The organism is Corynebacterium confusum (assembly GCF_030408715.1).
GTDB classification, from domain to species: domain Bacteria; phylum Actinomycetota; class Actinomycetes; order Mycobacteriales; family Mycobacteriaceae; genus Corynebacterium; species Corynebacterium confusum.
The window spans coordinates 2,173,735-2,189,352 of record NZ_CP047202.1; the positions used below are offsets into that span (position 1 = coordinate 2,173,735).

General features: G+C 64.2%; 11 protein-coding genes and 1 pseudogene. 4 read left to right on the forward strand and 8 right to left on the reverse strand.

Annotated features, from left to right (window positions below):
- Positions 1-34 precede the first annotated feature (34 nt).
- Both CCONF_RS10105 and CCONF_RS10110 read left to right on the forward strand, forming a co-directional pair.
- Positions 35-478 (forward strand): MarR family winged helix-turn-helix transcriptional regulator, encoded by a 444-nt coding sequence (locus CCONF_RS10105; RefSeq protein ID WP_290223332.1) that lies wholly within the window; start codon positions 35-37, stop codon positions 476-478.
- Positions 479-4,321, forward strand: a complete 3,843-nt coding sequence (locus CCONF_RS10110) for a Pls/PosA family non-ribosomal peptide synthetase (RefSeq protein ID WP_290223334.1) — start codon at positions 479-481, stop codon at positions 4,319-4,321.
- On the opposite strand, the gene CCONF_RS10115 is transcribed toward CCONF_RS10110, so the two are convergent.
- The 5 genes and pseudogenes from CCONF_RS10115 to CCONF_RS10135 form a co-directional block, all read right to left on the reverse strand.
- Positions 4,318-4,503 (reverse strand): hypothetical protein, encoded by a 186-nt coding sequence (locus CCONF_RS10115; protein WP_290223336.1) that lies wholly within the window; start codon positions 4,501-4,503, stop codon positions 4,318-4,320. The two genes, CCONF_RS10110 and CCONF_RS10115, sit on opposite strands and share 4 nt — an antisense overlap.
- Positions 4,504-4,507: 4 nt before the next feature.
- Positions 4,508-5,032 (reverse strand): annotated as a pseudogene (locus CCONF_RS10120) (metallophosphoesterase family protein); the annotation flags it as partial.
- A gap of 282 nt (positions 5,033-5,314) precedes the next feature.
- Entirely contained in the window at positions 5,315-6,214 is a 900-nt protein-coding gene (gene ppk2, locus CCONF_RS10125) for a polyphosphate kinase 2 (protein ID WP_290223340.1), read from the reverse strand.
- Positions 6,215-6,367: 153 nt separating this feature from the next.
- Positions 6,368-6,517 (reverse strand): hypothetical protein, encoded by a 150-nt coding sequence (locus tag CCONF_RS10130; RefSeq protein WP_290223342.1) that lies wholly within the window; start codon positions 6,515-6,517, stop codon positions 6,368-6,370.
- Between the two features lie 34 nt (positions 6,518-6,551).
- Positions 6,552-6,734: a hypothetical protein gene (locus tag CCONF_RS10135; protein WP_290223344.1), complete on the reverse strand. Its 183-nt coding sequence runs from the start codon at positions 6,732-6,734 to the stop codon at positions 6,552-6,554.
- A gap of 605 nt (positions 6,735-7,339) precedes the next feature.
- Between CCONF_RS10135 and CCONF_RS10140 the strand changes: the two genes are divergently transcribed.
- Complete coding sequence (locus CCONF_RS10140) at positions 7,340-8,530, forward strand: IS1249 family transposase (RefSeq protein ID WP_435384076.1); 1,191 nt, start codon at positions 7,340-7,342, stop codon at positions 8,528-8,530.
- A 134-nt stretch (positions 8,531-8,664) separates the two neighbouring features.
- Here the strand turns inward: CCONF_RS10140 and groL are convergent, their stop codons facing one another.
- From groL to CCONF_RS10155, 3 genes are all read right to left on the reverse strand, one after another.
- Positions 8,665-10,314 (reverse strand): chaperonin GroEL, encoded by a 1,650-nt coding sequence (groL, locus tag CCONF_RS10145; RefSeq protein ID WP_290223349.1) that lies wholly within the window; start codon positions 10,312-10,314, stop codon positions 8,665-8,667.
- 118 nt (positions 10,315-10,432) lie between these two features.
- Positions 10,433-11,725, reverse strand: a complete 1,293-nt coding sequence (locus CCONF_RS10150; protein ID WP_290223351.1) for a metallophosphoesterase family protein — start codon at positions 11,723-11,725, stop codon at positions 10,433-10,435.
- A 104-nt stretch (positions 11,726-11,829) separates the two neighbouring features.
- Positions 11,830-13,791 carry an OPT family oligopeptide transporter gene (locus CCONF_RS10155; protein ID WP_290223353.1) on the reverse strand — a complete coding sequence of 654 codons (1,962 nt, stop codon included), beginning with the start codon at positions 13,789-13,791 and terminating at the stop codon, positions 11,830-11,832.
- Between the two features lie 185 nt (positions 13,792-13,976).
- Here CCONF_RS10155 and CCONF_RS10160 point away from each other — a divergent pair, with 185 nt between their 5' ends.
- Positions 13,977-15,338 carry a dipeptidase gene (locus CCONF_RS10160; protein ID WP_290223355.1) on the forward strand — a complete coding sequence of 454 codons (1,362 nt, stop codon included), beginning with the start codon at positions 13,977-13,979 and terminating at the stop codon, positions 15,336-15,338.
- Positions 15,339-15,618: the final 280 nt, after the last annotated feature.

Sequence of the window (15,618 nt, forward strand, 5' to 3'; positions counted from 1 at the left end):
AGGTTTTCGACCTTAGGGGCGCTACTATGGTGGAATGACCTCAATACCCACCGAATTGCTAGAATCCCCGTCTTTCCAGTTGGAGCGCCTCCGCCGCCGCACCCGCGACGGCGTCGAGGCCGCCTTGTCCACCAAGCAGACCACCCTGCGCGAGTACTGGGTGCTGACCTGCTTGGTGGATTCTTCTGCCACCTCCCAGTCCTCCCTGTCCGAGCTTTTGGCTATCGATGCCTCGGATATGGTCCGCCTCCTCGACTCGCTGGAAAAGCGCGGCTGGGCCAAGCGCGAGCGCGACCCGCAGGACCGCCGCCGCCAGATCGTGGCCTCGACCAAGAAGGGCTCCAAGGCCCAGAAGGAACTGGCCCAGCTGGTCGACTCCGCCGAGGAAGAGGCCCTGGACTCTTCCACCAACAAGCAGCTTAAACACCTGCGCAAGCTGGCCAAGTCGATCATTGCCGCGGACGAGGAAGAAGCGTAAATGGTCCCGCAACACTACCTAGCCAGTGCCCTAGCCCCGCGCCCGCGGACTCTCTGGGACGTGCTGTGCACCACCGCTGAACTCTTCCCGGAGGCAGCGGCCATCGACGACGGCGAGGTGATGACCTACGCCGAACTCATCGACAGCGCCCGCGCCTGGGCGGCCGAGCTGGCATCCCAGGGCATCCGCCGCGGCGACCGCATTGGCATCCGCATGACCTCGGGCCACCGCGACCTTTACCTGGCCATCGTGTCCACCCTGGCGGTGGGCGCGGCCTACGTGCCGGTGGACGCGGACGACCCGGACGAGCGCGCCGAGATGGTCTTCGGTGAAGCCGATATCGACGGCCTGTTCACCGACGCCGGCTTCCGCCCGCTGCGCCGGCGCGAGCCCGCCCCGCTGGAGGAGCCGCGGCCGGAAGATAACGCCTGGATCATCTTCACCTCCGGCTCGACCGGCAAGCCCAAGGGCGTGGCGGTGAGCAACCGATCCGCGGCGGCCTTCGTGGACGCGGAAGCCGCGCTCTTTTTGATCGACAACCCGCTCGGCCCGGACGACCGCGTGCTGGCGGGCCTGTCCGTGGCCTTCGACGCCTCCTGCGAGGAGATGTGGCTGGCCTGGGGCCACGGCGCCTGCCTGGTGCCGGCCCCGCGCTCGCTGGTGCGCTCCGGCATGGATCTGGGCCCCTGGCTCATCCGCCGCGACATTACCGTCGTCTCTACCGTCCCGACCCTGGCCGGCCTCTGGCCGGCGGAGGCGCTGGACCACGTGCGCCTGCTCATCGTGGGCGGCGAAGCCTGCTCGCAGGAGCTGGTCGAGCGCCTGGCGACCGAGGACCGCGAGATGTGGAATACCTACGGGCCCACCGAGGCCACCGTGGTCGCTTGCGCCGCGCAGCTCAAGCCCGGCCAGCCCGTCTCCATCGGCCTGCCGCTCAACGGCTGGGACCTGGCCGTCATCGACGGCTCCGGCCACCCGGTGGCTTACGGCGAGGTCGGCGAGCTGGTCATCGGCGGCGTCGGCCTGGCGTCCTACCTGGACCCGGTCAAGGACGCGGAGAAATACGCGCCGCTAGAATCCCTCGGCTGGCAGCGCGCCTACCGCACCGGCGACCACGTGCGGCTGGAGGAAGACGGCCTCTACTTCGTGGGCCGCGTGGACGACCAGGTCAAGATCGGCGGACGCCGCATCGAGCTCGGCGAGGTCGAGGCGAACGTCGCCGCCCTGGACAACGTCTACAACTCCGCCGTCGCCGTGCAGAAGACCCCCGGCGGCGAGTCCGTGCTGGTGGGCTACGTGAGCCTGGAAGAGCCGGACCGCGGCTTCGACGAGCGCCAGGCGCACGAGCGACTAGCCGAGACCATGCCGGCGGCCCTAGTCCCGCGCATCTGCGTGATGGACGAGCTGCCCGTGCGCACCTCCGGCAAGGTGGACAAGAAGGCCCTGCCCTGGCCGCTGCCCGGCGTGGGTGTGGACAGCGCCGGCCTGACCGCCACCGAGGTCTGGCTGGCCCAGCTGTGGGTCGACGTGCTGGGCGTGTCCGTCGAGGACGAGAACGCGGACTTCTTTTCCCTGGGCGGGACCTCCCTGGCCGCAGCGACCTTGGTCGGCCGGATCCGCGAGCGTTACCCCACCGTGGCCGTGCGCGACCTCTACGATCACCCGCGGCTGGGCTCGCTGGCCGAGCACCTCGCCGGCGCCGAGCCGCGTCCGGAAACCCACGAGCCGCGCTCCGTGGCCCCGGTGGGCGCCGCGACCCGCGTGGCGCAGACCCTCACCAACGTGGTCGCCATGACGCTATCCGGCATGACCTGGATCGCCTGGCTGCTGCTGGGCTCGAACCTGGCAGCGGCGGCCGGCATTGATTTCGCCGTGCACACCAGCTGGTGGCTGGTGGCCGTCCTGCTGGTCGTCTTCGCGACCCCGCTGGGGCGCATCCCCATCGGTGCATTGGGCGCCCGCGCGCTCACGGCCGGGATTTCCCCGGGCGACTACCCGCGCGGCGGCTGGGTCCACCTGCGCATCTGGGCCGCGGAGCGCTGGGCGGACGCCTCCGGATCCCGCGGCATCGAGGGCGCTACCTGGGTCAACAACTACGCCCGCCTGCTGGGGGTAAAGATCGGCAAGTCCGTGGACCTGCACACCCTGCCGCCCGTGACCGGGCTGCTGACGGTGGGCAAGCACGCGGCCATCGAGCCGGGCGTGGACCTGTCCGGCTACTGGGTGGACGGGGACGTCGTCCACGTCGGCGCCATCGACATCAAGGAGGGCGCCCGCATCGGCGCGCGCTCGACCCTGCTGCCCGGCGCGGTCATCGGCTCTTATGCCCACGTGGAGACCGGCTCCACCGTCACCGGGGCCAAGAAGGTCAAGGCGGACCAACGCTGGTCCGGCTCCCCGGCGCGCAAGGTCGGCCGATCCAAACACCGCTTCCCCGACCACCCGCCGGCGCGGCGCTCCGGCTGGGTGCCGGTCTACGGGCTGACCTCGGTGCTACTGTCGCTGCTGCCCATCGTCGCCGTGGCAGCCGGCGCCGCGCTGGTGGCCTGGCTGGTAAACGGCCCCGGCAACCCCGCGGTCGGCGCCGTGCTTTACGCCCCGCTGGGCGGGCTGGTGGCCTTCGCGGTCTACCTGGCGCTGACCTGGGCGGGCGTGCGGCTGTTCTCGCTGGGGCTCAAGCCCGGCACGAACCCGGTGCGCTCCGCAGCCGGTTGGCGCACGTGGACCATCACCCGCCTGATGGACGACGCGCGCACCAACCTCTTCCCGCTTTATGCGGGCCAGCTGACCCCGGCCTGGCTGCGCAGCCTGGGAGCGAAGATCGGCTCCGACGTGGAGGTCTCCACCGCCGTGATGGTGCCCAAGTTCGCGGAGGTCAAGGACGGCGCGTTCCTCGCCGACGACACCCTGCTGGGCGGTTACGAGCTCGGCGGCGGCTGGATGCTCACCGACGTGTCCAAGGTGGGCAAGCGCTCCTTCCTGGGCAACTCCGGCGTGACGGGCCCGGGCCGCAAGCTGTCCAAGAACTCCTTGGTGGCCGTGCTCTCCTCGACCCCGAAGAAGTCCAAGGCCGGCGCCAACTGGTGGGGCTCCCCGCCGGAGCGCATGCGGCGCGTGGAGGCCCACGTGGAAGGCAGCAGCGGCGATTCCCACACCTACCGCCCGGGCCTAGGCGTGAAGGTCGCCCGCGGGCTGGTGGAGACCCTCCGCCTGCTCGCCCCGATGGCCTCGGCCATGCTGGCCGCCGGCGTGCTGGCCACCCTGCTGTGGCTGCTCCAGGCCGCTAACCTGGGCGTGGCAATCGCGCTGAGCGGCCTCGTCCTCATGGCGGCCGGCGCGGTCGCCGTGGCGATTGCCTGGGTCGCGAAATGGGTCTGCGTCGGCAAACACCGCGCCGCGGATCACCCGCTGTGGTCGGCGTTCGTCTGGCTCAACGAGCTGCAGGACACCTTCGTCGAGGTCGTCGCCGCGCCCTGGTTTTTCAACCACACCACCGGCGCGGGCGAAATCAACCTGGCGCTGCGTTCGCTGGGCGTCAAGGTCGGCCGCGGCGCCTGGATTGAAACCTACTGGTTCCCGGAAACGGACCTGTGCGTGGTCGGCCGCGGCGCGTCCGTGGGCCCCGGCACGGTGGTCCAGACCCACCTTTTCCAGGACCGCGTGATGAGCCTGGATACCGTCACCGTCTCCGACGGGGCCACCCTGGCCGCCCACTCGGTCGCCCTTCCGGCCGCCACCATCGGGGCCGGCGCGACCGTCGCGCCCGGCTCCCTGGTCATGCGCGGCGATGCCGTGCCGAGCGACTCCGCCTGGCAGGGCAACCCCATCGAGCCGCTCACCTAGCGCGGGAAGTCCTGGAATTTCATCATCTTTCCTGCCTTGAAATCCCAGGCTTCCACCCGCACCCGGTCCGGGTAGACCTTCACCCGCAGGCCGGACGATGCCTCGTCCTTCTCCTTCACGATTTCCTCGTCGTGGTCGCCATCGGGCAGGTATTCGTTGAGGGTCGCCCCGGTGTTGACCACCGGGAAGGCGGGACTCCAGCCAGCCCAGCTGCTCTTTGGACAGGCGCTGGAAGGGCTCTTTGCCGCCGCGGTCAATATCGGAGTAGTACTCCGTGTTGATCGAAATCAGCGGCACCCCGCCGGCCATGACCTCCGCCCAGGGCTTGTCCTGTCCCGAGTGCTCCAGGAAGCGCTGCAGGTAGGTCTCCGAGCCTTCGGGCCCGTACATCTCATGGTTGCCGATGGTCCACAGCTCCGTGCCGGAATCATGCGGCTGTGCCCGGTGCGCGGCGAGGAACTCATCCCACTGCGCCTTCGAGCCGTCATCGACCAAGTCCCCGTTGAGCACCAGCGCGTCCGCCTTGTCCTCCATGCCGTTGAGCTGGCGCACCGCGTCCTGGTAGTCCTCCGGGTCTCCTTGCACGTCGGAGAGCACATCCACGACTGCCTCCGGCGTGCCCACCTGACCGAGCGGGCGCGTGATCTCCACGTTGTCCAGCGCCCACCACCAGTCATCGTTGCCATTTTGGTAGACGAATTCCACCCGCATGGTCTGAACCCCGCCGGAACGTCGAGCTCCAGGCCCTGAATCCGAAGCAGAACCAGCAGAAGAACTGGAAGAAAAACTCGACGAGGACTGCGGCGTTAGAGACGCTAGAGACGAGGAAGAAGACAAAGAGGACGAAGATGATTGCGCATGCGCGACAGGCAAGGATACGACAGCGGTACTGAGTAGTGCTACGAAAAACGGGAAGAGTTATTCACCCAAATAACTCTTCCCTACCCCCATCACCGCAGGGTGACGACGAGATTAACCCTTAGGAAACTTCTGCTAGTCACCGATCTGGTCGCGGCCGCGCTTGACGATGTTCCCGTCCACCTCACCCACGACGGAGTGATCCTTGTTCGTGTACTCGAACTTGGACAAAACGTAGCGCATGGCGTTGATGCGGGCGCGCTTCTTGTCATTCGACTTGATGGTGATCCACGGGGACTCGTCCGTATCCGTGTAGCGGAACTGCTCCTCCTTAGCGCGGGTGTAGTCGTCCCACTTGTCCAGGGAGGCCAGGTCCATCGGCGACAGCTTCCACTGGCGCACCGGGTCGATCTGGCGGATGGCAAAGCGGGTGCGCTGTTCCTTCCGGGTCACGGAGAACCACAGCTTGGTCAGGGAGATGCCGGAGCCCAGGATCATGTTCTCCAGCATGGGCACCTCGCGGAGGAACTCCGCGTGCTGCGACTCCGTGCAAAAGCCCATGACGCGCTCAACGCCGGAGCGGTTGTACCAGGAACGGTCGAAGAAGACGATTTCCCCGCCGGCCGGAAAGTGCTGGATATAGCGCTGGAAGTACCAGGAGGTCGACTCGCGCGGGGACGGCTTCTCCAGAGCCACCGTGCGCGCACCACGCGGGTTGAGGTGCTCGTTGAAGCGCTTAATGGTACCGCCCTTGCCCGCGGCGTCGCGGCCCTCGAAGAGGATAATGTGGCGCTGGCCCGTTTCCTTGGTCCAGTTCTGCCACTTAAGCAGCTCGATCTGGAGCGCGCGCTTGGTGGACTCATACTCATCGCGCGTCATGCGCTCATCATAAGGGTAATTTTCCCGCCAGGTCTGGACCGGCGAGCCATCCGGCATAATCAGTGCTGGGTCGTCCTCGTCAGAGTCGTCGACGACGTAGCCGTCGGTCTGCGCCAAGTCAATCTCGGGAAGTTCGTCGTCTTTGTGTTCAGCCATGCATTAAGTGTAACCCGAATATAGGCATCAAGCGCGCCAAATTCTCACAGTTACCCCTGCCCACAGAAAGAATAACAAAACGAAAAGAAGGCCTACCGAAACGGTAGGCCTTCTACTTCAGCGAGCTGTAAAGCTCAGAGCTGAAGGGAGTTCTTATGCGAACATGCCGAGCAGCTGGGAAGCACCCTTAGCAACCTCAACCAGCGGCGCCATGAATTCAGCGTAGAGGTTGAAGTCAGAAACCAGGGCAGCGAAGTCGGTGTCCAGGAAGTTTGCAGAGCTCATCAGGAAATCAGACGACATTTGAATTCTCCTTACGAATTAGAATTGCTGAAAATTAGTTGGAGGACAGGGAAGACATTGCCGGAGCAAAGTCGGAGGAGGTCGGGTTGTCACCCAGGAAGACAATGGTGCCAAGAACGTTGGCAAGAGCCTCGGTGCTGTTGTTGAGCACCTTGCTCCAACCTTCCCAGGTGTCAACGAAGTTATCCAGGTGGGTGATGATGGTGGAGATATCCATGTTTGAACTCCTACAGATAGGTCCGAAGCTTTTCAACGCCTCGGAGGGGTGTGCAGTTTGCAGACACCCTCAGTGGGCGTCACACGAAGTAATCTTGCCAACAATATTTCCGAACGTCAACCGGAGCATGGCTCCATAAACTCTTCAACACCAAAACTCACGCCACACTCGACACTTAACGCACAGGCGGTTCAGGTGTGTCACCCCCGTCTATCCTGCGGTTTTGTCGTAGACTTCCAGAAATTTTTGTTATTTTCACTTTGCCACGTAACAACCATTTGTTTCGTCGCGATAAAATCGACCGAATTCTAAAGCTTCTAGGGTCGATATTTTTTAGGCACCTACCCTATTCCAGGGGTAATACGCGGCTCAGATTTCCAGCTTTCCAGCAGTCAAAATCTAAAGCCTAAACAACCCTTAAACGCCCACTGTGAAGCCTTTAGGGGTTAAGTAGCAAAAAGTGTGTCTGAGTTTCAGCGTTTCCGCTGTTCAGGTTAGTTGAATCGGGTCTATATAAGGACCTCAGCCTTATATAGACCCGTTTCTTCGTCAATCCACCGGAATGGCACCTGCATGTGGTATCCGGCAGTTGGTGTGCTTTCCGGGTGAGACGAAACCGACCACGATGCCCCGTATGTGCTGGGCAAATGAAGAAAAACGGCACCACATCCAAAGGAACAACACGATGGCGGTGCAAAAGCCCCAACTGCGGCAACTCAACGACACGCACCCGCACCGATCTGAGCCACACCCGCGACTTCAAAGCCTTCCACTCCTACATCACGTGCACCGCAACACTGGCTGAAGTAGCCCGCCAGCAAGGAGTAAGCAGATGGACGCTTGATCGCCGGTTTACACCGTTTTGGCTCATAGAGGTAACCAACCCCGGTGAGTCTCACCGCGTCTACGATCAGATCTTCATCGACGGCACATATACCGCTGCCGGGTGCTTGCTCGTCGCCGCAAGCTATGACCATGTCATCGCCTGGCATTGGGCAAAAAGCGAAACCGCCCACGCCTACACGCAGCTTTTAAACAAGATCGCAGAACCCTTATGCGTTGTCCTTGACGGCGGGCAAGGCGCCTACACCGCTATCAAAGCGTGCTGGCCCAATGCACAGATCCAGCGCTGTGTGGTCCATGCCCAGCGCGTTATCCGTCGCTACACCACCTCTAAACCACGCACCAGCGCAGGCCAAGCCATTTACGCGCTCGCGTTGAAGTTGACGCGGATCACCACCATGGAACAGGCCCGCGAATGGACTCTGAACTTGCACGATTTCGGGGTCGTCTATGCCAGTTTCCTCAACGAGAAAACACCGGTGCCGAAGGAACGCAGAACCCTCAACCACCGGTGGGAATGGACCCACCTGCGGGTACGCAAGGCCTACAATTCGCTGTTGCACCTCTCGCGGAAGGGGTGGTTGTTTACCTATCTGCAGCCACCACCGCACGCGCTCGAACCAGGCCGGTGGGCCGCAACTACCAACAGTCTGGAAGGCGGAGTCAACGCGCAACTCAAACGACTCGCCGACGCTCACCGCGGCAGGACAGGAGAGCGCCAACGCACAATGCTCGAGTGGTACCTCCACTCCAAAACGCAGCTGCCTGACGATCCCCTAGGAATCGCCAGGCAGTGCAATTTCGGGCAAGACCAACTCGCCAAAGTCAACAATCTTGCCGAAGAAGACCACAACAAAGCCGACCAGGAAACAGGCCGACCAGCCTTCTACGACAACGCTATCCCAACCGAATACAACCACTCCATCGGAATCAGGAAAGGACCCTTCAAATAAAAATGCGCCCGACGGCGACACGCCGACCGGACACACTTTTTGCTACTTAACCCGCCTTTAGAGCAGGCTGCACACAGCAAAAGGCCGCCTCCCCATTGGGGAGGCGGCCTTAGCTTTATGGGCTGATGGTGGACTTAGAAGCCGCCCATGCCACCCATGGCATCGGCAGCAGCTGCGGCGTCGCCCGCACCGGCCGGCTGCGGCTTGTCAGCCACGACGGCCTCGGTGGTCAGGAACAGGGCCGCGATGGAGGCCGCGTTCTGCAGGGCAGAACGGGTGACCTTCACCGGGTCGTTGATGCCCTTTTCCATCAGGTTGACGTACTCGCCGGTGGAGACGTCTAGACCCTCACCAGCCGGCAGGGAAGCAATCTTGTCGGCCACCACGCCCGGCTCCAGGCCAGCGTTGTAGGCGATCTGCTTCAGCGGAGCGGACAGGGCCTCACGGACGATCTTGACGCCGGTGGCCTCGTCGCCGGTCAGGTCGGACAGGCTGTCCAGGGCGGAAGCGGCCTGCATCAGGGCCACGCCGCCGCCGGCGACGATGCCCTCCTCGACGGCTGCCTTCGCGTTGCGGACAGCGTCCTCAATGCGGTGCTTGCGCTCCTTGAGCTCGACCTCGGTGGCGGCACCGACTTTCAGGACGGCCACGCCGCCGGACAGCTTGGCCAGGCGCTCCTGCAGCTTCTCGCGGTCGTAGTCGGAGTCGGAGTTCTCGATCTCGGCGCGGATCTGCTTGATACGGCCGTCGATCTGCTCCTGGGCGCCGGCGCCCTGGACGATGGTGGTATCATCCTTGGTGACAACGACCTTGCGGGCCTGGCCCAGCAGCGGCAGGTCGGCGGTCTCCAGGGACAGGCCGACCTCCTCGGAAATGACCTGGCCGCCGGTCAGGATGGCCATGTCCTGCAGGGTGGCCTTGCGGCGGTCGCCGAAGCCCGGGGCCTTGACGGCCACAGACTTGAAGGTGCCGCGGATCTTGTTGACCACCAGGGTGGACAAAGCTTCGCCCTCGACGTCCTCGGCAATGATCAGCAGCGGCTTGCCGGCCTGCATGACCTTCTCCAGCAGCGGGACCAGGTCCTTGATGTTGGAGATCTTGGAGGAGACCAGCAGGATGTACGGATCCTCCAGGACGGCCTCCTGGCGCTCCATGTCGGTGGCGAAGTAGCCGGAGATGTAGCCCTTGTCGAAGCGCATACCTTCGGTGACCTCGAGGTCCACACCGAAGGTGTTGGACTCTTCCACCGTAATGACGGAATCCTTGTTCACCTGGCCGTTGCCCACGGTGTACATGGCCTCGGCGATCTTCTCACCGATAGCCGGGTCCGCAGCGGAGATGCCAGCGGTGGTAGCGATCTGCTCCTGGGTTTCGACCTCCTTGGCCGAAGACAGCAGGGAGTCCACGACGGCCTTGGTGGCGGACTCGATGCCGCGCTTGATGCCCATCGGGTTGGAGCCAGCCGCGACGTTGCGCAGGCCCTCGCGAACCAGAGCCTGGGCCAGGACGGTAGCGGTGGTGGTGCCGTCACCGGCAACATCGTCAGTCTTCTTCGCTACTTCCTTGACCAGCTCGGCACCGATCTTTTCGTAAGCATCTTCCAGCTCAATTTCGCGTGCGATGGAAACGCCATCGTTGGTAATGGTCGGAGCGCCCCAGGACTTCTCCAACACAACGTTGCGCCCCTTCGGGCCCAGGGTGACCTTGACGGCGTCGGCCAGGGTATTCAGGCCGCTTTCCAGGCCGCGGCGGGCCTCTTCATCGAAGGCGATAATCTTTGCCATGGTGTTTGTGCTCCTCGTTTATTAGATAGGACGACACTCACGTCGGTGCTTGCATGGACGCCCGCGACGGCATGATTGGCGAGTGTTAGACCAACCTCAACCATGCAAACCAAGATTTCTAGCACTCGCCTTCTGCAAGTGCTAAAGACCATTCTGGCACTCGGGACCCCCGAGTGCAAGGAAGCTTCGAGCTGCCCGAGCTCAGGCTGCTGGAGTTTAGACTGCTCGAGCCTTCTTCCTCTCCGACACTGACGTAGTCCGGCAGAGCCTTCGGCGCATCCAGGGGTTGCTTCGCCGGGGCCATGTCTAGGCCCAAGTCCTTGGCGAAGATGACGCGGGTAGATTCGTAGACCGCCGGGGCATCCAGGTTCAGCTCGAAAACCCGCGCGCCGCGCAGTGTGTGCATGGCCAGCGTGCCGTCGCGCAGGCCGTAGGGGCCAAAACCGGTGCCCGGCGCGTACCCCAGCTCCACGCCGAAGTAATTCCCCATATACGTATTGATGTGGTCGTGCCCGCAGTAGATGCCCTTGACGTCCCCGCGGTTGGCCACCGCGGCGTAGATGCCGGAGTTGAACGCGCCCTTGTAGACGTCCTCGTTCTTCTCACCGACAATCTGGTGCCGCTGCTTCGCCTTCCCATGATCGATTAGGGAATTCTTGTCCGGGCCGCCGAACCACATGTCGCGGTGCTCGTAGGTCGGGATGTGGAAATACATCAGGCCCGGGACCATCGCGCCGGCTTGGTCCTCCAGCTTCCGGGAATTGTCCTCGTACCAACGGATCTGGGCCGGTCGGAGGTAGTCGTAACCCGGCAAATCCTCCACCGACTGGCCGGCGACTTCCTCCCCCAGGTACGCGCCCGAGTCCAGCAGCCAGAGCGCAAACGCGGGCTTGTCGCCATCCAAGACCGGAATCAGCGTGTTCGAAACACCGTAGCCCTCCCCCGTGGCCGGTGCGTTGCGGTTGTGGCGGTACTTCCTGACAAAGCTAGTCATCTCCGGCTTCCGCACGGTGACCGCCTCGACCTCCTCGGCCGGGTCCTCGTCGTGGTTGCCGAAGGTCACCGCCCACGCGATGCCGCGCTCTTCCATCGGCAAGACCACGTTGTTGATGGCCTGGTAGACCTGCTCGTTGGTGGCCGGCCCAGCCGCGATAACGTCACCATTAATTAGGGCGAAATCGGGTTTCTCGGAGTCCAGGACCTTCTCCATGAACTCGATGGTCCGGCGGTCGGTGAGGTGGTCGTCCTGCGTGTCGTTGAACTGGATAACCTTGAAGCGGCGCTCGGCATTAAAGCTCAGCGCCTTTTGCGCTGGGGCCGCGACGGCGGCCGGCTGGTGAGTGGTGGTGGCGGCAGCCATCCCCAGCGCGCTGGTGGCGGCAAAGAGAGTGCGGCGGTTAAAAGGGCTCACGGGTTTTTCTCCTCTACTATACGAATGCAAAAGCAGAGCCTACGCAGTGGAGATAACCCGTGAGTTAATACTGCGTAAACTCTGCTTCTAGACTTCTGAGTGCCTTAGACCTCCTGCGATTTCTTCGCGGTGTAGCGGTAGACGAAGGCGAGAACGACCACGAAGAGGATGGCGCCGACCCAGTTGGCGGCGGGGCCGCCGTCGAAGATCTCCAGCGGGCTGTCGCCGCCGGAGGCTGCGATGATGGCGGCGTTGACCACGCCGAACAGGGACTCACCGACAATGAGTCCGGTGGCGGCCAAGGTGCCCAGCCGCTTCTTGGCCTCCGCGCCGTCCTGCTTGGCCGCCCAGCGGTTGTAGAAATACCCCAGCAGGGCGCCGATCGGGATGGTCACCGAGAGCGTGGCTGGCAGGTACATGCCCATGCCGGCGGCCAGCGGGGACAGGGACTTGTTCGCGGTGGTGCGCTGCAGGGTCTCGTCAATGGCGATCAGGATGGCGCCGATGCCAGCGCCCAGGAAGATGAGGTTCCAGTCCAGGGAGCTGTCGAAAATACCGGAGGCGACCGAGGACATCAGGGCGGCCTGCGGGGCGGCCAGCGCGTCTTCGCCGGCGCCTTCCATGCCCTGGAAGCCGAAGCCGGTCAGCATGACCTGCAGGATAGGCGGGATGACCAGGGAGCCGAAGACGACGCCGATGACCAGGGCGACCTGCTGCTTCCACGGGGTCGCGCCGACCAGCTGGCCGGTTTTTAGATCCTGCAGGTTGTCGTTGGAAATCGTGGCGATGCCGAAGACGATCGCGGCGGTAAACAGGGTATACGCCACCAGGGAGAGCGGATCCGCGCTGGTGCCGCGGGTCACGGCGGCGATGATTAGGGAGGCGGCCAGCACCGCGATGATGCCGATGGAAGAGATCGGCGAGTTAGACGCGCCGATAAGGCCGGCCATGTAACCGCAGACCGAGGCGATAATCAGGCCGGCCAGCAGCGTAAAGAGCACAGAGACGGTAATCAGCACGCCCATGTGCTCGTGAATATCGGTGCCCTGCACGAAATCCCACAGCAGCAGGCCGATGGGCAGCATCAGCACCACGATGGTGGTGGCCACGTACGGGAAGGGGATGTCGCGCTCGGTGACGTCGACTGTCTGGCCCGCCTTGCGCAGGCGGGAGGAGGTGAGACTTTCGCCGATGCCCTTGACGATGGGCCCGATGATCTTCAGCAACGTCCAGATGGCGGCAATCGCCATCGCGCCCACACCGATGAAGCGGATCTCGTCCGAGAAGACGGTGTCCACCACGTCCGGCAGACTGGCCACGGCCGTTATTATACCCCCGGTCTTCCAGGGCAGCAGGATGAAGTAGGAGATGCCGACGCCTACCAGCATGGCGATGCCCACGGGCAGGCCGACCAGGTGGCCGACGCCGATGAGCGCCGGCGAGAGGCTCATGCCCAGGGTGGTCGCGCCCGCGCCCAGCTTGAAATAGCTGCCCAGCGAGGAAGCGGCAGCCTTCATGGCCGCCAGCAGGCTCATCCCGGCGGAGACGAGACCGCCGACCAGGATGACGCGCAGGCCGCGGGCGTTTTCGGCGTGGTTGCCGTTATCATCGCCGACCTTGAGCACCTCAGCCGCGGCGACGCCCTCCGGATACGGCAGGTCGGAGCCGGTGACCAGGGCGCGGCGCAGCGGGATGGAGTACATGACGCCCAAGATGCCGCCGATGGCGCAGACCGCGGCGGTCTCCAGGAAGGAAAAACCAGTCCAGTAGCCGACCATGACTAGGCCGGGCAGCACGAAGATGATGGCCGACAGGGTGCCGGCCGCCGAGGCGATGGTCTGGACGATGTTGTTTTCTTTAATGTTATGCCCGGCAAATTTGCGCAGGATAGCCATGGAGATCACGGCCGCCGGGATGGAGGTGGCAAACGTCAGCCCCACCTTCAGGCCGAGGTAAACGTTGGCGGCGGTAAAGACTAGGGTGATCAGCCCGCCGATGATGATGCCGCGGAGGGTAAGCTCGCGCAGGCTCGCCCGTGAACCGGCGGCGGTTTCCGTTGTCGCCATGCCAGGTCCTTTCTAGCTAGTATGGAGGTTTTTCGCCCGCGCCCGCGGGTTATGCCGCCCAAAGCTTTCGGGGTGAGTTCCTTAAGCAGGCAGTTTCCCGGGCGTGAGATAACGAAATTCTAGTACTTGACAGGTTGATTCCCTAAACGAGCCTCCCAGTAGGCGGGACGGGTAGTTTAGAGGGCATGACTGAAAACATTTCCACACAGCAAGCACTCGAATTCGTCACCGGCGACCGCGAGCAGATTTTTAAGCAGCTTTCCGAGCTGGTCGGCTTCAACTCCGTCCACGGGGATCCGGAGCTTAAGGACCAGACCGAAAAGGCCGCCGCCTGGGCCGCCAACGCCCTGCGCGAACTGGGCGCCGAGGTGGAAGAGATTGCCGCGGTGGACGGCTCCACCGCCGTGGTGGGCACCCGCGCCGGCAAGGAGGGCGCGCCGACGGTGCTGCTCTACTCCCACTCCGACGTCGTGCCGGCCGGTGACCCCGCCGGCTGGGACTCCGATCCCTTCACCCTGACCGAGCGCGACGGCCGCTGGTACGGCCGCGGCGCCGCGGATTGCAAGGGCAACGTCGCCATGCACCTGGCGGCCCTGCGCGCCGTCGAGGCCCTGGGCGGGACCGACCTGAACCTGAAGTTCCTCATCGAAGGCTCCGAAGAGCAGGGCGGCGAGGGCCTGTCCCACCTCATCGAGACCCGCCCGGAGCTCTTTGCCGCCGACGCCATCATGATCGCCGACGCCGGCAACGTGAAGGTCGGCCAGCCGACGCTGACGACCTCCCTGCGCGGCGGCGGCCAGATCGTAGTCCGCGTGGACACGCTGTCCTCCCCGGTGCACTCCGGCCAGTTCGGCGGCGCCGCCCCGGACGCGGTCAAGGCCCTGATGCGCGCCATCGACTCTCTCAGCGACGAGCAGGGCCGCCTGGTCATCGACGGCGTCGACACCCGCGCCAAGTGGAAGGGTCGGGAGTACTCCCGCGAGGACTACCGCGCGGACGCGCAGCTGCTGGACGGCGTGAAGATCCTGGGCGATGAGACCGACGCCGTGGCCGACTTCCTCTGGGCCCGGCCGGCCGTGAGCGTGACCGGCTTTACCTCCACCCCGGTCACTGAGGCCGTCAACGCCGTGCCCGCTACCGCGCAGGCCAACCTGAACGTGCGCGTGCCTGCCGATATGGACCCGCGCGAGGTCATCGACGGCATCGTCAGCCACCTTAAGGCTCATACCCCGTGGGGCGCGCACGTAAGCTGCGAGGTCCCGGAGGTCAACCGCGGGTTCACCACCGATCCGACCAAGCCGGCCCTGGCCACCCTGGGCGAGTGCCTGGGGGCCGCCTATGGCGCGGAAGTCGCCCAGGTCGGCATGGGCGGTTCCATCCCGCTGACCGTGGAGCTGCAGGAGGCCCACCCGAACGCGGAGATCGCGCTGTACGGCGTCGAGGATCCGCAGGCGGCCATCCACTCCGCCAACGAGTCCGTGGACCCGACGGAAATCGAGCGCATCGCCACCGCCGAGGCGCTTTTCCTCTTGCGCTACGGCAAATAATCCCCGGCTGGCGCCGCCAACTGACCCCATATAATACTGAGCGGAAAAATTTAGGTTTAAAATCCAGCACTTTAACGGTAAAGTGGGCAAACGTTGGCCGCGCCATTCATGACGCCGCCTCAACGCTGGACGCTCCCGCCTGGTGGTGTCGCTTGTGTTTCTCAGTGAAAATCAAATCGGTTCCGCCGCCATCCTCAAGCGCGGCGAATGAGTGCAGACTGCCGCTGGGGCAGCACCGTTGTGCGTCGACATGGACCCTTTCCTCGCGGCACCCTGTCCT

What these genes read in the sequence shown, in the direction of transcription:
- CCONF_RS10155 (WP_290223353.1), bottom strand. Translation starts at nt 13,791, where the DNA reads ATGGCGACAACGGAAACCGCCGCCGGTTCACGGGCGAGCCTGCGCGAG.
- CCONF_RS10135 (WP_290223344.1), bottom strand. Translation starts at nt 6,734, where the DNA reads ATGGATATCTCCACCATCATCACCCACCTGGATAACTTCGTTGACACC.
- CCONF_RS10160 (WP_290223355.1), top strand. Translation starts at nt 13,977, where the DNA reads ATGACTGAAAACATTTCCACACAGCAAGCACTCGAATTCGTCACCGGC.
- CCONF_RS10130 (WP_290223342.1), bottom strand. Translation starts at nt 6,517, where the DNA reads ATGTCGTCTGATTTCCTGATGAGCTCTGCAAACTTCCTGGACACCGAC.
- CCONF_RS10110 (WP_290223334.1), top strand. Translation starts at nt 479, where the DNA reads ATGGTCCCGCAACACTACCTAGCCAGTGCCCTAGCCCCGCGCCCGCGG.
- ppk2 (WP_290223340.1), bottom strand. Translation starts at nt 6,214, where the DNA reads ATGGCTGAACACAAAGACGACGAACTTCCCGAGATTGACTTGGCGCAG.
- groL (WP_290223349.1), bottom strand. Translation starts at nt 10,314, where the DNA reads ATGGCAAAGATTATCGCCTTCGATGAAGAGGCCCGCCGCGGCCTGGAA.
- CCONF_RS10105 (WP_290223332.1), top strand. Translation starts at nt 35, where the DNA reads ATGACCTCAATACCCACCGAATTGCTAGAATCCCCGTCTTTCCAGTTG.